Here is a 22,017-nt window from a genome sequence, read left to right as displayed (position 1 = left end):
GAATGAGCACACAAGAACATAACGAAAAAACAAGCCAAAAACCACGTCAGATGGATACGGCTCTGCTTTGTCTAGTTACAGTGGCAAAAATGTTGGGGATTCCTGCAGATGTTGTACAAATGCGCCGTGCCTATGTAGTGGGTACGGGTGGTATGGACGATATTACTTTTATCCGGGCTGCCAGAGATTTAGGGATCAAAGCAAGGCTAATTATCGCTGAACCAGAAAAATTTCTTCAGTTGCCATTACCAGTCGTAGTTCGATTGAAAGGTGGTAATTATGCGGTAGTTGTTCGAGTAGAGGGTGATCGAGTAATTATGAGTGACCCCTATAATCCAAAGCCTTTTAGTATTCCAATCACCAACCTATTTAATGTTTGGAGTCAGCAGGTTATTTTGATTACGAAACGGGTCGGCTTGGTCGAAACCGTAAAAAAATTTAATCTGAGTTGGTTTATACCCGTTGTTTTGCGCTATAAAAAAATCCTAGGCGAGGTATTGCTTGTATCATTTATATTGCAACTATTTGGGTTGGCAACACCTTTATTTACCCAAACCATTATTGATAAGGTACTAGTACATCGTAGTCTCAACACCTTAGATATTTTAGTACTTGCTATGGTGGTTGTAGCTATTTTCCAGGTTTGGATGACAGCAGTACGCAGTTATCTCTTTACGAATACCAGCAATAAAGTGGATGTAATATTAAGTTCTAAACTTTTTCGTCATATTACGGCTTTGCCAATTAAATATTTTGAAACTTGGCAGGTTGGTGATGTTATTTCACGGGTACGGGAATTAGAAACTGTACGTCAATTTATTACTGGTTCGTCTTTAACCGTTGTGTTGGATATTGTATTTGCCGTTGTATATATTGCTGTAATGTTTATATATAGTAACACATTGAGTCTAATCGCATTGGTCGCTTTACCTCTTTATATTCTACTCAATGTTTCGGTAACGCCAATTTTTCGTCAACGTTTAAATGAAAGATTTAAGGCTGGTACAGAAAATCAAGCCTTTCTAATTGAGTCTGTTACTGGTATTCAAACAATAAAATCTTTGGCAGTCGAATATCAATTTATACAAAAATGGGATCAACTATTAGCCCATTATGCTAAAGCAGCTTTTGCTACTGCCAACTTGGCAAATATTGCAGGGAATATCGGCTCCTTTATTCAACAACTTTTTAATTTGGCTATATTGTGGATTGGGGCCCATGCTGTGATGGACAATAAAATGACGGTAGGTGAATTAGTTGCTTTTCAAATGTTAGCAGGACAAGTTATTGCCCCGATACTGAGGTTGGTAAATATGTGGCAGTATTTTCAACAGACCCTTGTTTCTGTAGATCGGCTAGGGGATATTCTTAATGAAAGTAATGAACCGACATTTAATCCAAACCGTACCACATTGCCTTATATTCGTGGTGAGATTCTCTTTGATAAGGTGACTTTTCGTTATCGGAGTGATACGAGCGAGGTACTTAGGCAAGTTAGTTTGCACATAAAACCTGGCATGCGGGTGGGGATCGTTGGACGCTCTGGATCAGGTAAAAGTACATTGACCAAAATTATCCAACGACTGTATGTACCAGAATCTGGTCGAGTTCTCATTGATGGCGTCGATCTTGTACAGGTGGAACCAGCTTGGCTACGTCGCCAGATTGGTGTGGTACTACAGGAGAACTATCTATTTAATGGCACTATTGGCCAAAATATTGCAACAGCTCGCCCAGAAGCGACCCTAGAGGAAATACAAAAAATGGCTCATATATCTGGGGCTTATGAGTTCATCAAAGAACTTTCGAAAGGGTATGATACTAATGTAGGAGAAAGAGGGACATCTCTATCGGGTGGTCAACGTCAGCGGATTGCAATTGCTAGAGCTCTCTTGCCTGATCCACGTATATTGATTTTTGATGAGGCTACGAGTGCTTTAGACTATGAATCGGAGCGTATTATCATGGATAATCTCGACAGTATGGCTCAAGGACGGACAATGATTATGATTGCTCACCGTTTATCGACGGTTAGGAGATGTGATATGATTATTGTCATGGAGAGTGGCAATATTGTAGAAATGGGTAATCATGATGAATTGCTCAAACGTCAGGGTTTTTATTATAATTTACATTGTCAGCAAGCGGAAATGTAAAGAGAAAAGTAGCGATGAGCTTAGGGCTCATCGCTGCTTTTTTATCCATTAAAGGTAAAATATAGATTTACTTTACCCTTAATAAAGGTAAAATATAGATTAAGGAGAAATAAATAATAACTATAAATTTCTAACAAAAAATATTAGTTAAGAGGATAAGTTTAATTACCTAATTTTATCAAGGAGGGATAAGAATGTCATCTACGATTGTTACGAAAATTGGCGGGTCTGGTAATGATACGCTGAATGGAGGAGCTGGGACAGATAGTATTTATGGTGGAGAAGGCAATGACCTAATCGACAGTGGTGCAGGCAACGATACGTTAACAGGGGGACTTGGAGCTGACACCTATATCTTTAGAACGGGAATGGGATCCGACCTTATTACGAAAGATGCTAATAACTATCTCGATACCTTACAATTTATTGGCGATATTGGAAGCAATGATCATGGACCTACGTTTTCTAAAACTGGTAATGATTTAGTTCTTGATTTTGGTGGTGGGAACAAGCTCACATTACAAGGGTGGTATGATGGGAGCCAATATCGGCCTAATCATGTGAGTGTGATTGATTCAGAGGGGACTGATAATTTTATTCTCAATGTAGGTACAACGGGCAATGATACTCTTACCAGTAGCGGCCTAAATCGGAATGTTATATATGGTTTAGCAGGGAATGATCTTTTCTTTAGCGGAACTGGCGATGATCAATTTTGTGGTGGATCTGGCAATGATACCTATAAATTTTCAGATGTAATATTTGGTAATGATATGATCATGAATGATACTAATAATGCCGGCGATACTCTTATTGTCGACAATATTGATAAATATCAATTGAATGGGAGTAATCTTTCTTTATCTGTTTCGGATAGTGCTGGTCATTGGTCTAATGTAACTCTTGAAGGGTGGTTAGACGGTGCTGGTACCCAAATTGGAAATATAACTATGAGTAATAGCTCTAAATACTATTATTTTAATAGCTCACCTGTTACTTATAAACCATATACAGGAAGTTATGGCAATGATATAAGAAACTTTACTGGAAATACGAATAACATTCTATATTTGGGCGCCAATGGTAATGATTTTATTACTGGCGGGTCGGGCTCAGATTTCTTATTCGGAAGTAATTCAGGGCGAGATACTCTCTATGGAGGAATCGGCAATGATATCCTTCAGGGGGCTGGTAGCGATGATATGTTATATGGTGGAGATGGATCTGATGAATTGTATGGTGGTTCGGGTAACGATTCCTTAGCCGGTAATGCTGGTAGCGATTACCTGAAAGGTGATATGGGGAACGATATTCTATCCGGCGGAGCGGGGGCTGATGTATACCGCATTGGTAGCGGCTCTGTTTATAATCAAGAGTTTGGTAATGATACCATTATGGCGATGAATGATAATGTGGGCGACTCTATTTTTGCCCGTAATTGGGATACTCCAGATCATGCTCAACGGGTTGGGAATGATTTAGTATTATACTTTGTTGCTAGTAATGATTCAAGTTCTACCCAATCTTCATTCACTATTCAAGGTTGGTACAACGGTACGAACAATCAAATTCATAGTTATAGAAATAAATATGGCAATGATAATGCATATTTCAGTTTGTATGCTGGTGATCTATCCAATGATAATGTGAACTATAGCGGTAATTCAGATAATATTTTGTATTTTGGACTAAATGGCAACGATAGTATAATGGGCGGAAGTGGCAGTGACTGGTTATATGGTGGTGATGGTAACGATAGCGCTCAAGGTGGTAATGGTAATGATAAGCTATATGGTGGTAATGGTAATGACCTGCTGTACGGAAATAGCGGTAATGATACTCTGAATGGGGGAGCAGGTGCTGATACTTTATATGGTGGAGATGGTAATGATTTTTTCAAAGGTAAAGCTGGTAATGATTTATTAAGTGGTGGAGCGGGGAATGACACTTATTACTTCGGAGCTGGATTTGGTAATGATACCATTGTTGCTGACTCTGCTAATGGAGGCGATTCGATTGTTTTTGATTTGTCGAGTGGTGGACATCCGACAATCAGAAAAGTAGGTACTGATTTGGTAATGTCTTTTAGCGAAATGGATGAATATACTGGAAATGCTACAGGAATTGTCGATAATTTGACTTTGCAAGGCTGGTTCAATGGAAATGCTGGTGGGAAAATAACTCGTTTTATTGGCGATAATAGCAATGATGTTATGATCATTCAAGACTATATAGCAGGTACTGCTGGTAGTGAAATTTTACGTGGAAATCAAACTCAGGTTGTAAATGAAATTCTTGATGGACTGAGTGGGAATGATGTACTTTATGGCTATGCTGGTGATGATATGCTTTGGGGTGGTGCTGGTAATGATACCATTTACGGTGGTATTGGTAACGATGATATAGAAGGCGATAGCGGTAATGACGTTATGTATGGTGATGCTGGTAATGATAGTCTCAGTGACCGAAATAGCAATAGCATTATGTATGGCGGTGACGGTAATGATAACCTCTGCGTAGATGGTGGTTATGACTCTAGTTCAAGTTCATTCAGTATAGGAGCAAGTTATTTATATGGTGGTAATGATAATGATACCTTAGAGATCTATGTTGGCAGTGGCAATTTACTAGATGGCGGCAATGGTAATGATTATCTTCAGGACTATAGTGGGGGTAATGATACATTACTCGGTGGTGCTGGCAATGATGTACTTGAAGTTGGTGGTTATTATTCCTATGGGAATTCGGGTTCTAGTCCTCTAACGGTTGCCGATGGTGGTTCTGGTAATGACTCTTTAATTGCAGAAAGTGGATCTAGTAAATTAATAGGCGGTATGGGGAATGACACTTATTCCTTCGATAGTGGATATGGTTATTCTGGCTCCGCTGGTTCCGCCATTATTGATAACTATACAGGGGCTGGCACTGACCATGGAAATGACATTGTCAAATTTAATGCCACAGTTAGTAATTTTACATTCTCTAAAGATTTCTGTAGTAATGATTTGGTTGTAACAAGCACTTATAATACTAATAGTTACATAAGTGGGCAAGAAGTGACGCGAATTCTTGGCTGGTTTAATGGGACTGAGCGACAAGTATCGAGTTTCTCTTTTTCTGATGGTTTTAGTCTAAGTGCGGCAGCAGTCAATAATTTAGTGCGCATATCAGTGGTGAACGGTGGTATTGCTAGTGATTTACTACAAGGTAATGATAATCAACAACAATTAATTGGCCTTGGTGGCAACGATACTTTACGTGGTTATGGTGGGATGGATTATCTTGATGGTGGTATCGGAAATGACTTACTAGATGGTGGGGCTGGTTCAGATTATCTCATTGGAGGAGCTGGCAACGATACATATTGGTTTGGTGGTAATACTCCTTTCTCTTCCGATGGTACCTCCTATGGTCAAGATATCATTGCGGCGGCAACTGATAATGGCAATGATACAGTTGTGTTTGGCAATGATATTTATCCTGTAGATTTATCATTATCCCGTAATGGGAATGATTTAGTGATACAGTATGGATATTATTATAGTAATGCTCGTGATTCTGTAACTCTGAAACAGTGGTATGTTGGTGGCGGATCTCAAATTAATAAATTCTATTTTGCTTCGACACAAGGGTCTTACAATATCGTCAACAATCATTTGGAACGAACTACAACGATAGGGAAAGAGATCTATGGTTCAAATGGAAATGATAATTTACTCGGTTCAGCGGGTAATGATAGCATTATGAGCGGAGGAGGTTATGACACACTTTCGGGTGGTGATGGCAATGATACATTGATGGGGTATGCGACCACTTTGATTAATGGTGGTAATGGTAATGACTCCATCACTGGCGGATATGGAAATGATACCCTTTATGGAGATGCTGGCAATGATGTTATTAGCGGTAACTCTGGTAATGACTTGCTGTATGGCGGCCTAGGTAATGATACTTATATCTTTAGTTATGGTGGATTTGGTAATGATAGTATTGTAGCCAATAGCAGTAACATGGGGGATAGTATTTTATTCAATGGTATTGATCCAAGTACTCTAACGATCTCAACCCTTGGTAATGATTTGATTATTCGTAATAGTAATCATGATTCCGTCACCATTCAAGATTGGGTTCATAATGGGCCATCGAACTTCTATTTTGGTAATACAATTGGTTCACCTTTTACTATCAGTGGTAAAAAGTTCGTACACAATGTATATGGAAATGAAACTGCCAACAATCTGATGGGTTCTTATTATGATGATATGCTATATGGCCTTGGCGGAAATGATACCATTACTGGTAATGGTGGCAATGATTACATTGATGGTGGTAATGGCAATGACTATCTGCAAGCAGGTTATAACTATTATGGCACAAATGTTACTACGGCGATTCATGGTGGTAATGATAATGATACGATCTATGGAGCGTACAGTATCAATAATGCTTTATATGGTGATGCTGGCAATGATTATATCAATGGCGGATCTAACAATGACTTAATTTATGGTGGAATCGGTAATGATAGTCTCTATGGCAGTTATGGTAACGATACCTTGTATAGTGATGCTGGTAATGACTATATGGATGGCGGAGCTGGGAATGATCTGCTCATAGGTGGTCAGGGCAACGACACTTATGTCTTTAGTTCTAGTGGATTTGGTAACGATATTATTGCTGCAAATTCTGATAATGTAAATGATAGCATATTGTTTTTAGGACTTAACCCTACGAATCTAACAGCAGTCAGGTCTGGTAATGATTTGGTGATTCGCAGTGGTAATAATGATTCTATTACCATTCAAGACTGGGTTCATAATGGGCCATCGAACTTCTATTTTGGTGATACGACTGGTTCACCATTTACTATTAGCGGTAATACTTTTGTACACAATGTGTATGGAAACGATATTGCCAACAATCTTGCGGGCTCTTATTATGGAGATATCATATATGGTCTAGGCGGAAATGATACCATTACTGGTAATGGCGGCAGTGACTACATTGATGGCGGTAATGGCAATGACTATCTGCAAGCAGGTTATGACTATTATGGCACAAATGTTACTACGGCGATTCATGGTGGTAATGATAATGATACGATCTATGGAGCGTACAATATCAATAATGCTTTATATGGTGATGCTGGCAATGATTATATCAATGGCGGATCTAACAATGACTTAATTTATGGTGGAATCGGTAATGATAGTCTCTATGGCAGTTATGGTAACGATACCTTGTATAGTGATGCTGGTAATGACTATATGGATGGCGGAGTTGGGAATGATCTGCTCACAGGTGGTCAAGGCAACGATACTTATGTCTTTGGTTCTAGTGGATTTGGTAACGATATTATTGCTGCAAATTCTGATAATGTAAATGATAGCATACTGTTTTCTGGAATTAATCCTACAAGCCTAACAGCAGTCAGATCTGGTAATGATTTGGTGATCCGCAGTGGTAATAATGATTCTGTTACCATTCAAGATTGGGTTCATAATGGGCCATCGAACTTCTATTTTGGTGATACGGTTGGTTCACCATTTACTATCAGTGGTAACAAGTTCGTACACAATGTGTATGGAAATGAAACTGCCAACAATCTGATCGGTTCTTATTATGATGATATGCTATATGGCCTTGGCGGAAATGATACCATTAATGGTAATGGTGGCAATGATTACATTGATGGTGGTAATGGCAATGACTATCTGCAAGCAGGTTATGACTATTATGGCACAAATGTTACTACGGCGATTCATGGTGGTAATGATAATGATACGATCTATGGAGCGTACAATATCAATAATGCTTTATATGGTGATGCTGGCAATGATTATATCAATGGCGGATTTAACAATGACTTAATTTATGGTGGAATCGGTAATGATAGTCTCTATGGCAGTTATGGTAACGATACCTTGTATAGTGATGCTGGCAATGACTATATGGATGGCGGAGCTGGGAATGATCTGCTCACAGGTGGTCAAGGTAACGATACTTATGTCTTTAGTTCTAGTGGATTTGGCAATGATATTATTGCTACAAATTCTGATAATGTAAATGATAGCATACTGTTTTCTGGAATTAATCCTACAAGCCTAACAGCAGTCAGATCTGGTAATGATTTGGTGATTCGCAGTGATAATAATGATTCTGTTACCATTCAAGATTGGGTTCATAATGGGCCATCGAACTTCTATTTCGGTGATACGGTTGGTTCGCCATTTACTATCAGTGGTAATACTTTTATACACAATGTGTATGGAAACGATATTGCCAACAATCTTACGGGCTCTTATTATGGCGATGTCATATATGGCCTGGGAGGAAGTGATACGATTTACGGTAATGGCGGCAATGATTATATTGATGGTGGTAATGGTAACGACTATCTGCAAGCTGGGTATAACTATTATGGCACAAACCTTAGTGCTATCATTCATGGTGGTAATGACAATGATATGATCTATGGATCTTACAATGCCAACTATACCTTATACGGTGATTCCGGCGATGATTATATCAATGGTGGATATAGTAATGATTTAATCTATGGTGGAATCGGTAATGATAGCCTCTATGGCAATTATGGTAACGATGTCTTATATAGCAATGCAGGGAATGACTTATTATATGGTGATAGCGGAAATGATCAATATTGGTTCTCACCAGGGGATGGTAATGATACAATTGGTAGTAACATATATAATAGTCAAGACACTATTAATTTTTCGGGAAATCTTGCAACGCGGCCTACTTTATCAGCCAGTGGCAGTAATTTATTGATTAGTTACGGTACTGGTGATACGTTGACCATTAATAATTTTGGTGTGAGTACCAGCTATGATCCAAATTTCCATTTCTATTCCAATGACACTTATAGTACTGTGAAATGGAACGCGGGAAATCCGACTTGGGGAGTTTGAGGTAAATAATATAGAAAAGGCGGCAAATTTTTTTAACTTTGCCGCCTTTTTTTATCTATTATTAAAAATAGGTATATTCTTAAAAATAACAGGAAATAGGGGAAGGATAGCGAATTTTTATAAGTCGAGATAAAGAAATGACTAGCAAATTAAATATAAAAATTGTGATGCAAGGTCTAAAGATAAAAGCTACGGTAAAAGCGCAGTGAAAGGAAGTCTATCTTGTGGAGTTAATTTCTGTAATTATACCGACATGGAATCGGAGTGAAGTGATTCAAAAGGCTATTATGAGTGCTCTTAATCAAACTTATTCCAAAGTGGAAGTACTGGTATGTGATGATGGTTCGACGGATTATACCCAACAAATTGTGGAATCAATACCTGATCCTCGTCTAAAGTGGATACCTGGGGTTCGAAGTGGGCGTCCTGCTATTCCGCGGAATCGTGGCATTAGAGAAAGCCAGGGACAATGGTTGGCTTTTTTAGATAGTGATGATGAATGGTTGCCGAATAAGCTAGATCAGCAGTTGAGTAGGGCAAAAAAAACAGGATGTAAAGCCGTATCGACAAATGCCTATCGATTGTTTCCAGAAAGAGGCATTGTAGGAACCATGCTTGGAATCGAGAGAGCGAAGCTTTCCTTTAAGGATATGCTCGATCAAAATTCGGTTATATGTAGCTCTGCACTTTTACATCATTCCTTACTTGATATTGTCCTTGGGTTTCCAGAGGAACCTGATTTAAAAGTGTGCGAAGATTATGCTTTTTGGCTTCGTATTGCAACGCAGACGGAGATTGCTTTTGTTTTTAAGCCTTTAGTTATTTATCAAGACGATGCTCAGCATAGTGTTAGAGGGTTGGTAAATCGGAGTGTTTGGGAAGAACGAAAAGTATTATTTCGAAACTTTCTGTATTGGTCTGTAAGTGCAAAAATTTCAGAAAAATATATAACGGAAGCACGAGCGCAATATAACAGGGCGATTCAGAAACTACAGCAATTAGAAGAGTTAGACATTTTTTGGTAGCAATATAAGGCTAGGTGGAGAAGGAAAAAATGAATACAATTAAAATTGTACATATTAATTTATTTGATTATCAGGGAGGGGCTGCACGTATTGCTTGGACGATCATGGAAAATCTGGCTGCTTTAGGGCACCAGAACCATATCTTTGCCCATCGCAAAGTGACTAACGATGTGAGAGTTATTCCTATTTCTATTCCAAATATTTCCTGGCAAGGAACGTTGCTCGCGAAACAGCAGAGTCAAGGAATATTTGATTTATATTCAGCTGCACTCCTTGGAGTTTTTCAACACCCAGCCTTTATAGAAGCTGATGTTGTACATCTGCACTGTATTAATGGAGGATATTTTTCTTATCTTCTTCTTCCTTTTTTAGCCGCGAAACCTTTAGTTTGGACTATGCATGATCCCTTGGCATTTACGGCAGGATGTTTGCAGACAGATACATGCAATGGGTGGAAACAAGGATGTAGCGACTGTTCTCTAGATCAACCACATAAGGGGCCGAATCGACAATTCATGCAACAGTTAAAAGAAAATATTTATCAAGTAGCAGATTTTGTGGTTGTTAACCCCTCTCAATGGATTCATCAACAAGCGCAAAATAGTATCTTGCAAGGACATGATATGCGGTTAATTTATAATGGGATTGATATAAATATCTTTCATCCTGGTAATTCAATTCAACTGCGAAATCAGTTAGGGCTTCCCTTACAACGAAAAATTATTATGTTTGCAGCCCATGGTGGTTTTAATAGTCGTATCAAAGGTGGGAGTTACTTAATAGAAGCTCTGCAACAACTTCATATTCAGTATCCCGACTTACTGTTGCTTAATATTGGAACTTATGATCAGTCTATAATAGATTCCTTACCGATAGAGACTAAAAATATCTCTTATATTGGGGATCCGAAGATTATGGCAAAATACTATGGAGCTGCCGATTTATTCGTACAGTCATCAACGGTAGAGAACTTAAGTCTTGCGATTTGTGAGGCAATGGCATGTGGAACGCCTGTTGTAGCTTTTGACATTGGAGGAAATGGAGAGATTATTGAGCATTTAAAGACTGGCTATCTTGCACAACGAGGCAGTAGTAGCAGTTTAGCGGCAGGAATCCAACATTATTTAGATAATCCGGAACTTATTTTGCGTACTAGTCAATTGGCACGAAAGTATATCGTTGATCAGTTTGATGCGAGTCGGATGACAGACCAGTATCTAAATCTCTATCAAGAGTTAATTGGCCAACGTGTCAAAAGTATGCCTAAGGAAAAACCAGCGGATGAGTATCAGGAATTGCTAGAGACATATCAAATTCCTCAGACAATAGAAATTGCTAAGAGTCGGGGTTGGGGTAATATCTTTAAGGAATTCAAGAATAAGCTTTATGGTCGTAGAGAAGATAAGACATTTCAACGAGGCCTATATGTTGATTTATATTTAAGTTATTGTTTGCGAATCGTTGATGTGGAAACCCAGAGCTTATTGTTGATTGAAGTGATTGATTTGTGGTTAAAGAGTAGAAATATGCCACCGCGTTGTGGGGGAATGCCTAAGACCGAGTTTCGAGTTATATTATATTTTTGCAGATGTTTACGTGAAAAATTACGTCAATATTTTATAAAAACATCTTTAGAGAGTTTTGTTCAAATACCAGGAAATGGGCAAATAATCTTATTGCAATTATGGCGGCAGGTATTTTTAAATGCCTTTTCACCGCTACATTTGACAGGTAATTTTAATATAAAACCAGAAAACTGTGAGGAGATAGAAGAATTTCTTGAAAAATCAGAAGGGTGGTACCCTAAGCTGCTATTAGCCAGTATGTATCAGCCTTATTCAGCAGATAAATATCCGATCAATGTTGAGAAAGTTCTCCATGCTCCTATACCGAGTACTCTAAAAGCCAGTTTAGCTTTTTGGATGGTCGCTACTCCTTATTTTAATGGCACAGAAAGACAACGCTTAAAACTTTTATATTATGGAGAAAAACTGAGTAAAGTAGCTCTTGCATTGCCACAGCCCCTCCCAAAAGCCTTTTTTAACACGTTAACGGAAGATATTATGGCTGGATTTTGGCGTGTATCTTATTTAGGTGGGAATCATGTCCAGGCTCTTTCTAGTTTTGGTGATTTTATTAGCCATTCTATGCAGCAGATCTATCCTCACTTTTCTAATATAAGAGGGCATCGCAACAAGAGTAGAAGTTCTAAAAAAATCCGTGTTGGTTATATTTCTCGCAACTTTTGTAGTCAGGCAGTAAGTTATTATATGGTCAATAGAATCCTTCATCACGACCGTAATCAATTTGAACTGTTTATTTTTGCACTTGGTGAGCGAAAAGATGAAATGACAGATAGTATTATCGAAAATAGTGAACATTTTTATACAATTCCTGATTTGAATGATATCGGTGCTATTGCTCAGCAGGTTTCGGAAAGTGAACTTGATTTATTAATATATACGGATATTGGCATGGATTCAGTCACCTACATGCTAGCAGGTTTACAATTAGCACCTGTTCAGTGTGCTTTAGTCGGTCATGGTACTACCACTGGCTTACCAACTATTCAATATTATATTAGTGGTGACTTTGAAGCACCAGAAGCAGACAGTCATTATCGTGAAAAATTGATACGGTTACCTAATTTAGGGGCAGCACAATATCCACCAGAAAATCCAACGAATATTCCAACTCGCAAAAAATTAAATATTCCGGAAGATGCGGTAGTATTTATTTCATGTGCGAATGGTATTAAACATGGTCCAGACAGAGATCAATTGTTGATGAAGATTTTACAAAAAGCTTCAAAGGCATGGATTATTCTTAAACCATTTCAAAATCCTATCACAGTCGATCATAGTGTAACGCGCCGCCTCGTCTTAGCAGCGCGTAAAGCTGGTGTAGAGAAACGGCTTATTATTTTGCCACCACTCGCCAAGACTGGTGATGTCATTGGTTTGTTAACAATAGCAGATATTCAGCTAGATACCTATCCTTATGGGGGATGGACAACGAATATGGATGCATTATATGCTGGATTACCTATTATTACTCAAGAAGGTTCCCAAGCTCGTACTCGTTGGGGGTCACATTTGTTACGGGCACTAGAAATTGAAGCAGGAATTGCTAAAGATGAGAATGCTTATGTGGATTGGGCAGTACAGCTAGCTGAAGATGGGGAGTTGCGGTGCAAAGTCAGTCAACAAATTAAAGAACGTGCAAAAGAGATACTGTTTGATGGACGTAAGGCTCAATTTGCCTATGAACAAGTATTATTTCAAATTACCAATACTATTATAGGGCAATCAGAGGAGGACTAGATTATGCGCGTATTATTTTTACACCCCAATTTTCCCGCACAGTTTAGGCACTTGGCAGCTAATTTAGCTAGTAATCCTGAAAATCAAGTGATTTTTGGAACGATGAAGCAGGAAGGCAATATGCAGGGTGTACAGAAGGCGGTGTATACTACCCACAGAGACGTCAGTAATGATACTCATCGGTATGTTCGACCGTTAGAAGGAGCTGTTATTCAAGCGCAAGGTGCTTATCGCATGGCAGATCAACTTAAACAACAGGGATTTACTCCTGATGTCATTTTCGGACACTCTGGTTGGGGCCCTACTTTGTTTATGAAAGATGTATTTCCTAAGACCCCTTTTATGGGCTATTTTGAGTGGTTTTACAACGCTCATGGATCGGATGCAGACTTTGATACATCAACTCCTTCAAGTTCAGATGATATAACCAAGTTGAGGATTAATAATGCGCCTATTCTCATTGATCTATATAGTTCAGATTGGGGAATTACACCAACTTTTTGGCAGTATCAACAGTTTCCAAAAGAATATAGAAATAAAATTACTGTCTTACACGATGGTATTGATACGTCCTACTTTCAGCCTAAACTTGGTAGCCGATTAGTTTTGCCAGAGCAACAGCTTGATTTATCTCATGTAGATGAGTTGATTACTTACGTAGCGCGTGGAATGGAGCCCTATAGAGGTTTTCCTCAATTTATGGAGGCTGTGGCCTTGGTTCTTGAGCGCCGTCCTAATTGTCACGTAGTAATTGTAGGGGCAGATCGGGTTGCCTATGGCCGTCCATTGTCAAATGGTCAAACTTATAAAGAAGCCATGTTGGAAAAACTTACTTTAGATATGTCACGAGTGCATTTCACTGGTTTATTACCTTATCATCAGTATCTGCAAGTTCTGCAGGCATCATCTGTACATGTTTATCTTACTCGTCCGTTTGTTTTATCTTGGTCTATGCTAGAAGCCATGTCCGTAGGATGCTTGCTGTTAGGGTCGAATAATCAACCTGTTACAGAAGTCATTGAAGATGGTGTGAATGGACTATTGGTAGATTTTTTTGATTCTGAAAAAATTGCTGGACGGATTGAAGATGTGCTTAATAATCCAAAGGATGTGGTTACACTACGTTCGATGGCTAGAAAAACGATTATAGAGAGATATGACTTAAAAAAAATGTTGTCTCAGCAAGTAGAAATGTTATCAAAATTGGCTAGGAGTTACTGCAATCGATAATCTATTGCTACGAGATCTTTATCAATGTTATATCATTGAGTATTCTAATATTTTTGCCATGTCTGAATTGGCAGGACATTTTTCTTTTGCCGTTTAGCAGGATTAATTTTACAGATTGACGAAAGATAGTAAGATAAAAAGAGTTTAAAGAAGAAAGGATGATACTCAGATGCCCAAAAGTATTCGCACTGTTCGTAAAGCTGTCATTCCAGCAGCCGGGCTCGGGACCCGTTTTTTGCCAGCCACTAAGGCTCAACCCAAAGAAATGTTGCCGATTGTAGATAAACCGGCGATTCAATATATTATTGAAGAGGCCATTCAGTCAGGGATTGAAGAAATTCTGATTATTACAGGACGTAATAAACGGGCTATTGAAGATCATTTTGATCGAGCTGTAGAGCTCGAACTATCCCTGAAGGCTCAAGGAAAATATGATCTTCTCAATTTAGTAGAAGAAATCTCTGATGTGACCATTCATTATGTACGGCAAAAAGAAGCGAAAGGGCTAGGCCATGCTGTACTCTGTGCTAAGCAGTTTGTCGGTAATGAACCTTTTGCTGTACTCCTCGGTGATGATATTATTGATGCTGATGTGCCTTGTCTTAAGCAAATGATGAGTGTATATGAAGATTCTCCAGGAACAATTTTGGGCGTGCAAGAAGTTGCTCAAGATAAAGTGTGTAACTATGGTATTGTTGATCCCAAGGCTGTGAAACATAATCTATGGCAGGCTATAGATTTGGTAGAAAAGCCGACTGTTGCTGATGCTCCTTCACGTCTAGCTGTTCTTGGACGTTATATTCTTCAACCAGACATTTTTGACATACTGGAAAATACTTCACCTGGAAAAGGTGGGGAAATTCAGCTGACGGATGCTATACGGACGTTGGCTGTAGAAAAAAAATCCGTTTATGCTTATAATTTTCATGGTCGTCGTTATGATGTAGGTGATAAACAAGGGTATCTAGAAGCCACAGTAGAGTTTGCCTTAAAGCGCCCAGAACTTCGCGATGAATTTTTACCTTATCTGTTAAAGACTTTACGACCTTTGATTAATGGTAAAGACGTAAAAAAACAGTGTGAATAAAAGGAGTAATAACATGAAGATATTAGTTACTGGTGGCGCAGGCTATATTGGATCTCATACGGTACACCAACTCATTGAAGATGGACATGATGTGGTGGTGTATGATAATTTATCCAAAGGGCATAGGGCAGCGGTGTCTGATCAGGCTTTGTTTATTCAGGGGGACTTACGGGATGGTACTTTGCTAGCAGAGGTACTTCAAAGTCATCATATTGAAGCTGTTGTACATTTTGCTGCTGATAGTTTAGTCGGAGAATCTATGACCCAGCCGAGCAAATATTATCATAATAATGTGGTGGCGACTTTATCTCTTCTCGATACCATGAGAGAATGCAAAGTTGATAAAATTGTCTTTTCCTCTACGGCAGCTGTATATGGCCAACCTGAAGAGTGTCCCATTCGTGAAGATATGCCGACTAGGCCCACTAATGTGTATGGACGGACAAAATTAGTCATTGAAGGTATGTTAGCAGACTTTTCGATGGCTTATGGCCTTAAGTACGTGTCTTTGCGTTATTTCAATGCGGCAGGAGCTTTGGTTGGAGGACAGATCGGTGAGGATCATGCACCAGAAAGTCATTTATTACCATTGATTTTACAAACAGCCTTAGGTCAGCGGTCAGACATTCGTATTTACGGTACTGATTATGATACAGAAGATGGTACTTGCATTCGCGATTATATTCATGTGATTGATTTGGCGGATGCTCATGTGAAGGCTCTTGGACATTTGACTACTGGTGGTCAGTCGCGGGTTTACAACTTAGGATCAGAGAATGGTTTTAGTGTTCGTCAGGTTATTGAGGAGACTAAGAATGTCACAGGTGTTGATTTTGCTGTGGTTGAGGATGGACGTCGAGCAGGTGATCCAGGTGTACTCATCGCATCTTCAGCTAAGATTCGCTCTGAGCTAGGTTGGATACCTAGGCAAAGTGACTTAAGAGGGATTATTGCCAGTGCATGGCAGTGGCATAAGTCTCATCCTAATGGGTATGATAAGTGAAAAGAGGGGTATGATGATATGAGTAATAACAAATCTTCCATTACACTTCCATCGGGTTTTAGTTTTGAATATGGCAATCTCTACGGTGAAGGTAAAGTGACTGATCATGATATTGAAACTTTACGTGAGCAGATCACAGCAGCCCATAAGGCTGTCGTTCATATGCGTTCTACGGGTGAAATTCGGGGACATTTATCTAAAGATGGTACACCCGAAAAAGTCCTCTTTAGTCAGTTGCCTTATGTAGAAGCAGGTAATCTCAATAGTCCAGAGTCCATTGGTAAGCTGAAAGCTTTTGGGCAGTCGCTGCGTAACCGGGTGGATACGGTCGTATCTTTTGGCATTGGTGGCTCTTTTTTAGGTAACAAAGTACTTTTTGATGTTCATTGTGGTGAGTTCTGGAATTCTAAGACACAAGCTGAGCGGGATGGATATCCTAAACTTTATTTTAATGGTAATAATATTGATGCGCGCCGTACTGCTGACATGTTAGAACATTTGCTAGCTGAAGCACGTTTAAAAGCTCTTCATGGGCAAACTGAACCTTATAAAGTGGCTTTGGTTGTTATTTCTAAATCAGGTGGTACTCTTGATACCATGTCTACTTTTATGGTGATCTATGATGCTTTGCGTAAACAAGCGCCTCTTCTTGAAGTCGAGGTCGTAGCTGTGACTGATCCAGCGGAGGGCGAAAAATCCACCTTACTGAAAAAACTCGCTGATGAACAAGGATGGCCAACGTTTAGTGTTCCTGATGGAGTTGGTGGTCGGTTCAGTATTTTTTCTGAAGTCGGCCTAGTGACAGCCGCTTGCGTTGGAATGGATATTGATAGCTTTTTGGCTGGTGCCCGGGATATGGATGTTGTATGCCAAAGTCCTGATATGGATAAGAATCCAGCTATGCTGAATGCAACGCTCAAATTTATTGCTGCGGAAAAATATGGTCGCGATATTGAAGTCTTTATGCCTTATGCCGATTATCTAAAATCAGTGGCTGAATGGTATGTTCAACTGCTTGCTGAATCTCTTGGTAAACGGACTGATCGAGAAGGCAATGAGGTATTTTATGGTCGCACTCCGATTGTAGCTGTAGGCACGACAGATATGCATGCTCAAACTCAACAACACCAAGATGGTAAACGCAATAAAGTCGTTCAGTTTGTACAAGTGGCAGAGTGGGAGAAAGATGCTGTCATTCCTAATGTATTTCCTTCAGCGCCTAAGCTCGCGGAAATATCTTCCTTATATTTAAGCCAGGCTCTTGAAGTGGCGCGAGTTGCTAATGCAGATGCTCTCATGAGTGATCAACGTTTTAATGCAAATTTCATTATACCTAAACTCAATGCTTATCATTTGGGTGAGTTGCTTTATTTGTTAGCTTTATCCATTGCTTATGAAGGGGAACTTGCTAATGTAGATGCTTTTGACCAACCGGGTGTAGAAGCCTATAAACGATTGATGGGACCACGATTAACAGCACTTAGTAAGTAGTCAATTTTTAAAAGTTCATAAAATATCTGACAAAATCCTGTTTTTTATAACAGGATTTTGTCACTTTATGTAGAATTAGACCATTGAGGTGGATGTAGTGCCGATTAAAATTATAATTGCTGATGACCATGTCCTATTGAGGCAAGGCATACGAAATGTGTTAGAATTAGAACAAGATTTGCAAGTGATTGGTGAAGCTGGTGATGGGGAACAAGCTGTGGAGCTGGCGATAGAACTAGCACCAGATATTCTCTTATTGGATATAAATATGCCTAAAATGAATGGGCTAGAAGTCATTCGTAAAATGGCTGAAGAACAAAAACAGGTTAAAATTATTGTGCTCACCATGCATGATGATGAAAATTATGTAATTGAAGTGGTAAAAGCAGGAGCTCTTGGTTATCTTTTAAAAGATATTGAACCAGGGTTATTAGTGAAGGCCATTCGAACGGTTTATGAAGGCGAATCTTTTATTTATCCTTCTTTAGCAAAAAAATTGTTTTTTGAGATTAACCGCCAACATATGAAGGCTTTAGAAAATGCAAAAGTGATTGAACGATCTAAAGAAGATCGATTGAGTTATCGCGAGCTTGAAGTTTTAGAAATGGTATGTAAAGGAATGAATAATCAAGAAGTTGCCAAAAGCCTATTCTTAAGTGAGAAAACCGTAAAAAATCATTTAACGAATATTTTTCGTAAAATTGGTGTGACGGATCGTACGCAAGCTGTATTGTATGCGATAAAAAATAAGATTGTATTAATTGATTAGGAGTGACATTTTATAGAATGTTGCATAAAATATCCTATCCCATGACAAAGGGGGTAGGATATTTTGTTTTTTTCCTATACTATGAGTGTTATTTTATTATCACTCTCCATGTATGGTTTTTGGTGTTTTCTTCATGATGCTTGGAAATGGTGGCTAGAACCTCGATTAGTTCCTGTGCCTAGCTGTAGCTTTCTTGTAGTTGTCCGCAACTTAGACGAAGATGTTGAGGATTTATTTCGTTATTTACTATGGAAAATTGAAAATTCAGACATTGATTGTGATGTTGTGGTTCTTGATATGAGTTCCAATGATTTTACAACTGCTATTTTAGAACGCTTAGCGAATGAAAGTGATATTTTATCAGTCGTGGTCGTACCTGCGGGGCAGCGGGTACTTGGTGAAGCCGTTCCTTTGTGTCGTGGTAAAGTCGTACATATGCTAGATTTGAGTCACCGTATGAGTACGGATGAATTTATGGTGACAGTATGTGCTCTGCTAGGGGATCGTCACGAAGTGTTAGTGAGGAGAGTGGCGAAATGATGCTAGGCGGCAGAGTCCCTTAATGGCATGATAGATATGAATGGATAAGTCAGGAGGTATTTCTGGATCATAGGCGGTGTAGGATATAGCGAGTCTGGCCTGCTGCAAATGTTGTTTAACAGTGTGGGTTGTCCAGAGCACAGGTATTTCTGTACCGCCAATGAGTCTGATTGTGGAATGATAAGGAGGGATATGGTTCTCTACAACGTCAATAACGGAATGAAAATTGATGTACCCTGTGGTTTGATCTCCAGATACACGTGGAAGCCTTAGTTTAAGAGGGAAGAGGACAAGTCCAGGGGCGAGAGGTAATGGCTGTAACAGGGATCTCTCAGTCGCCAAGGTCACTTTTTCTTTAAGGGCAACGAGATCTGTAGAGTAACTGCGTGCTAAACGATTGAGTACTGTACGGACACGCCCTTTGACCTTTTGTTGATGACCATTGGTAGCAATGACGGTTGTGATGTCTCCTTCTGGAGTGTATGTTGGAATCATAGCGGCAATGGAATCATAATGAGACGTTTGTATAAACATGAATACATCCTCCTTTATTCAAACGCATGTTCTCTGGAGATGATTAAATTCTAACAAAAATTGGAAAATATAGCAAGAAAAATTTAATTGATAAATTTTTTGCAGGTCAAAATGTATATTATTTTCTTGATTGCACGTAAGAATGATGAAGGTTTTTTTATGTATAGTTATGCCTCTACTGTCATATACTGAGTATTGACTGCAAGATTGAGGAGGTGTGCAATACATGTTGAATGAACGCGCTTCTGACATAGAAGAAGGTTACAAATGTAGCCGATGTGGTGGTATGTTTGGTTCCTGTGGGGATTATACTGTGCGCTGTCCTTTTTGTTCCATGATTTGTGATGAAGTGAAATGTCGCGTGGTTGAGATGAACCATGAAGAATATTAGAAAAATATACAAAGTTACTACAAGGAAAAAATATCTATATTGTCGAATGGGTACTATTGAACAGGAGTTTGGCCTTATGGGTTTTTAATTCCTAAGATTCAATAATTAGAAGGAGGTTGATGATGTTATGGCCTATGGAAAAACAGATACTGCGAGTGGAAAAGATACTGGGTTAGAAGATGTTTTGATTTTGTTACGTGATGATCTTATTGGAGAATTACAGGCTATTAATCAATATCAAGCCCATATTGATCGAATTGACAACTTGGAAATTCGGGAATTATTGGAACACATTCGTGACGATGAAAAAGAGCATGTTGCAGAGATTACTCATGCCATATCTCGAATTGATGCCATTCAACGGGCAAAATTTGCTGAAGATCATACTGTAGCTGCGGAAGAACGAGTCGCTACTGAAGAAGATTCAGGTAAAATTTTGACAGTCGGCAGTATGTTCGGCAAAAAGTAATGTAAAGATCATGCTTGATTGAAAGAAGGAGGATTAAAGAGATGGATATTCTAGATCGTAAATCAGCACCCCTAAATGATGGCGAATGGGCACGAATTGATGAGGCTGTGGTGAATACAGCTCGTCGTATGCTAGTTGGTCGTAAGGTTATTGAAGTTCTTGGACCACTCGGATCAGGAGTCTATAGCATTCCTTATTCTTTGTTCAGCGGTAAATCGCCTACAGGCATTGATATGGTTGGGGAGCAGGATGACTATGTTGTAGAACCGACTGCCCGTGCTACGATTAACTTACCTATGTTATACAAAGATTTTAAGATTATGTGGCGCGATGTAGAAGCTGATCGTCATTTGGGATTACCTCTTGATGTCAGTACGGCTGCTGTAGCAGCTAATTATATGGCTGTTCAGGAAGATGATTTGATTTTCAATGGTAATAAAGAACTTGGGCATGAAGGTTTGTTCACAGCTCAAGGTCGCTTAACCGTGAAAATTGGTAATTGGGATGAGACAGGCACTGCATTGGCTGATGTCGTAAAAGCAGCTGGGGCGTTGAGTGAAGCTGGACATTATGGTCCTTATGCTATGGTTGTCAGCCCAATACTTTTTGGGCGGATGGTCAGAATGTATGGCAACACAGGAATGCTTGAACTTGACCAAGTCAAGGCTTTGATTTCTGGTGGCGTATATTATTCCAATGTGATCAGTGGCAGCAAAGCTGTGATAGTCGCTACTGGCGGACACAACCTAAACTTGGCAGTGGGTCAAGATATGGTCACGTCCTATATGGGACCAACAAATATGAACCATGTATTTAGAGTGCTCGAAACAGCAGCACTTCTTGTGCGTCGTCCTGACGCCATTTGTACAATCGAATAGAGAAGATCAAAATAGGGCGTATCGTGTATGGAGAATTTCATTCTTCATATACGATACGCCTTACTTCTTTTATAAGGACCATCTTTGGATCTTATTCTTTTTATGACTCGGGGGCTGCTTCTTCGGGTCTATTGGTATTTATAACTACTGCTTTCTTATATTCTCATTGGCAGGTATAATATTAGAAGA

At 39.2% G+C, this 22,017-nt stretch carries 14 protein-coding genes; 13 read left to right on the top strand and 1 reads right to left on the bottom strand.

Annotated features, from left to right (window positions below; translation table 11 throughout):
- Positions 1 to 2: 2 nt before the first annotated feature.
- The 10 genes from ACAN52_RS00770 (at position 3) to ACAN52_RS00725 (ending at position 19,556) form a co-directional block, all read left to right on the top strand.
- A complete protein-coding gene (locus tag ACAN52_RS00770; RefSeq protein WP_378950741.1) occupies positions 3 to 2,156 on the top strand; it encodes a peptidase domain-containing ABC transporter in 2,154 nt (717 codons plus the stop codon).
- A gap of 194 nt (positions 2,157 to 2,350) precedes the next feature.
- Positions 2,351 to 9,088: a hypothetical protein gene (locus ACAN52_RS00765; protein WP_378950738.1), complete on the top strand. Its 6,738-nt coding sequence runs from the start codon at positions 2,351 to 2,353 to the stop codon at positions 9,086 to 9,088.
- Between the two features lie 224 nt (positions 9,089 to 9,312).
- Positions 9,313 to 10,113, top strand: coding sequence for a glycosyltransferase family 2 protein (locus ACAN52_RS00760; protein WP_378950736.1), 801 nt, complete (start codon positions 9,313 to 9,315; stop codon positions 10,111 to 10,113).
- A 29-nt stretch (positions 10,114 to 10,142) separates the two neighbouring features.
- Positions 10,143 to 13,436 (top strand): glycosyltransferase, encoded by a 3,294-nt coding sequence (locus ACAN52_RS00755; protein WP_378950733.1) that lies wholly within the window; start codon positions 10,143 to 10,145, stop codon positions 13,434 to 13,436.
- Between the two features lie 3 nt (positions 13,437 to 13,439).
- Complete coding sequence (locus tag ACAN52_RS00750) at positions 13,440 to 14,666, top strand: glycosyltransferase family 4 protein (RefSeq protein WP_378950731.1); 1,227 nt, start codon at positions 13,440 to 13,442, stop codon at positions 14,664 to 14,666.
- 169 nt (positions 14,667 to 14,835) lie between these two features.
- The gene (gene galU / locus ACAN52_RS00745) at positions 14,836 to 15,753 is read left to right on the top strand and encodes a UTP--glucose-1-phosphate uridylyltransferase GalU (protein WP_378950728.1); all 918 of its coding nucleotides are present in this window, start codon (positions 14,836 to 14,838) and stop codon (positions 15,751 to 15,753) included.
- 13 nt (positions 15,754 to 15,766) lie between these two features.
- The gene (galE, locus tag ACAN52_RS00740) at positions 15,767 to 16,756 is read left to right on the top strand and encodes a UDP-glucose 4-epimerase GalE (protein ID WP_378950725.1); all 990 of its coding nucleotides are present in this window, start codon (positions 15,767 to 15,769) and stop codon (positions 16,754 to 16,756) included.
- 18 nt (positions 16,757 to 16,774) lie between these two features.
- Positions 16,775 to 18,247: a glucose-6-phosphate isomerase gene (locus ACAN52_RS00735; RefSeq protein ID WP_378950722.1), complete on the top strand. Its 1,473-nt coding sequence runs from the start codon at positions 16,775 to 16,777 to the stop codon at positions 18,245 to 18,247.
- A 97-nt stretch (positions 18,248 to 18,344) separates the two neighbouring features.
- Complete coding sequence (locus tag ACAN52_RS00730; RefSeq protein WP_378950719.1) at positions 18,345 to 19,016, top strand: response regulator; 672 nt, start codon at positions 18,345 to 18,347, stop codon at positions 19,014 to 19,016.
- A 63-nt stretch (positions 19,017 to 19,079) separates the two neighbouring features.
- Positions 19,080 to 19,556 carry a hypothetical protein gene (locus ACAN52_RS00725; protein ID WP_378950716.1) on the top strand — a complete coding sequence of 159 codons (477 nt, stop codon included), beginning with the start codon at positions 19,080 to 19,082 and terminating at the stop codon, positions 19,554 to 19,556.
- On the opposite strand, the gene ACAN52_RS00720 is transcribed toward ACAN52_RS00725, so the two are convergent.
- Positions 19,533 to 20,090, bottom strand: coding sequence for a hypothetical protein (locus ACAN52_RS00720; RefSeq protein WP_378950713.1), 558 nt, complete (start codon positions 20,088 to 20,090; stop codon positions 19,533 to 19,535). The two genes, ACAN52_RS00725 and ACAN52_RS00720, sit on opposite strands and share 24 nt — an antisense overlap.
- A 226-nt stretch (positions 20,091 to 20,316) precedes the next feature.
- Between ACAN52_RS00720 and ACAN52_RS00715 the strand changes: the two genes are divergently transcribed.
- From ACAN52_RS00715 to ACAN52_RS00705, 3 genes are all read left to right on the top strand, one after another.
- Entirely contained in the window at positions 20,317 to 20,481 is a 165-nt protein-coding gene (locus ACAN52_RS00715; protein WP_378950711.1) for a hypothetical protein, read from the top strand.
- Between the two features lie 127 nt (positions 20,482 to 20,608).
- Positions 20,609 to 20,950, top strand: a complete 342-nt coding sequence (locus ACAN52_RS00710) for a rubrerythrin (protein WP_378950708.1) — start codon at positions 20,609 to 20,611, stop codon at positions 20,948 to 20,950.
- 41 nt (positions 20,951 to 20,991) lie between these two features.
- Positions 20,992 to 21,828: a family 1 encapsulin nanocompartment shell protein gene (locus ACAN52_RS00705; RefSeq protein WP_378950705.1), complete on the top strand. Its 837-nt coding sequence runs from the start codon at positions 20,992 to 20,994 to the stop codon at positions 21,826 to 21,828.
- The last annotated feature ends 189 nt before the right edge of the window (positions 21,829 to 22,017 follow it).

Source organism: Pelosinus sp. sgz500959 (assembly GCF_042610375.1).
Classification (GTDB): domain Bacteria; phylum Bacillota; class Negativicutes; order DSM-13327; family DSM-13327; genus CTSoil-075.
Note: the sequence above shows the minus strand (reverse complement) of the source record. Positions and strands in the feature narration are given on the sequence as shown.

What these genes read in the sequence shown, in the direction of transcription:
- ACAN52_RS00770 (WP_378950741.1), top strand. Translation starts at nt 3, where the DNA reads ATGAGCACACAAGAACATAACGAAAAAACAAGCCAAAAACCACGTCAG.
- ACAN52_RS00765 (WP_378950738.1), top strand. Translation starts at nt 2,351, where the DNA reads ATGTCATCTACGATTGTTACGAAAATTGGCGGGTCTGGTAATGATACG.
- ACAN52_RS00755 (WP_378950733.1), top strand. Translation starts at nt 10,143, where the DNA reads ATGAATACAATTAAAATTGTACATATTAATTTATTTGATTATCAGGGA.
- ACAN52_RS00750 (WP_378950731.1), top strand. Translation starts at nt 13,440, where the DNA reads ATGCGCGTATTATTTTTACACCCCAATTTTCCCGCACAGTTTAGGCAC.
- galU (WP_378950728.1), top strand. Translation starts at nt 14,836, where the DNA reads ATGCCCAAAAGTATTCGCACTGTTCGTAAAGCTGTCATTCCAGCAGCC.
- galE (WP_378950725.1), top strand. Translation starts at nt 15,767, where the DNA reads ATGAAGATATTAGTTACTGGTGGCGCAGGCTATATTGGATCTCATACG.
- ACAN52_RS00735 (WP_378950722.1), top strand. Translation starts at nt 16,775, where the DNA reads ATGAGTAATAACAAATCTTCCATTACACTTCCATCGGGTTTTAGTTTT.
- ACAN52_RS00720 (WP_378950713.1), bottom strand. Translation starts at nt 20,090, where the DNA reads ATGTTTATACAAACGTCTCATTATGATTCCATTGCCGCTATGATTCCA.
- ACAN52_RS00715 (WP_378950711.1), top strand. Translation starts at nt 20,317, where the DNA reads ATGTTGAATGAACGCGCTTCTGACATAGAAGAAGGTTACAAATGTAGC.
- ACAN52_RS00710 (WP_378950708.1), top strand. Translation starts at nt 20,609, where the DNA reads ATGGCCTATGGAAAAACAGATACTGCGAGTGGAAAAGATACTGGGTTA.
- ACAN52_RS00705 (WP_378950705.1), top strand. Translation starts at nt 20,992, where the DNA reads ATGGATATTCTAGATCGTAAATCAGCACCCCTAAATGATGGCGAATGG.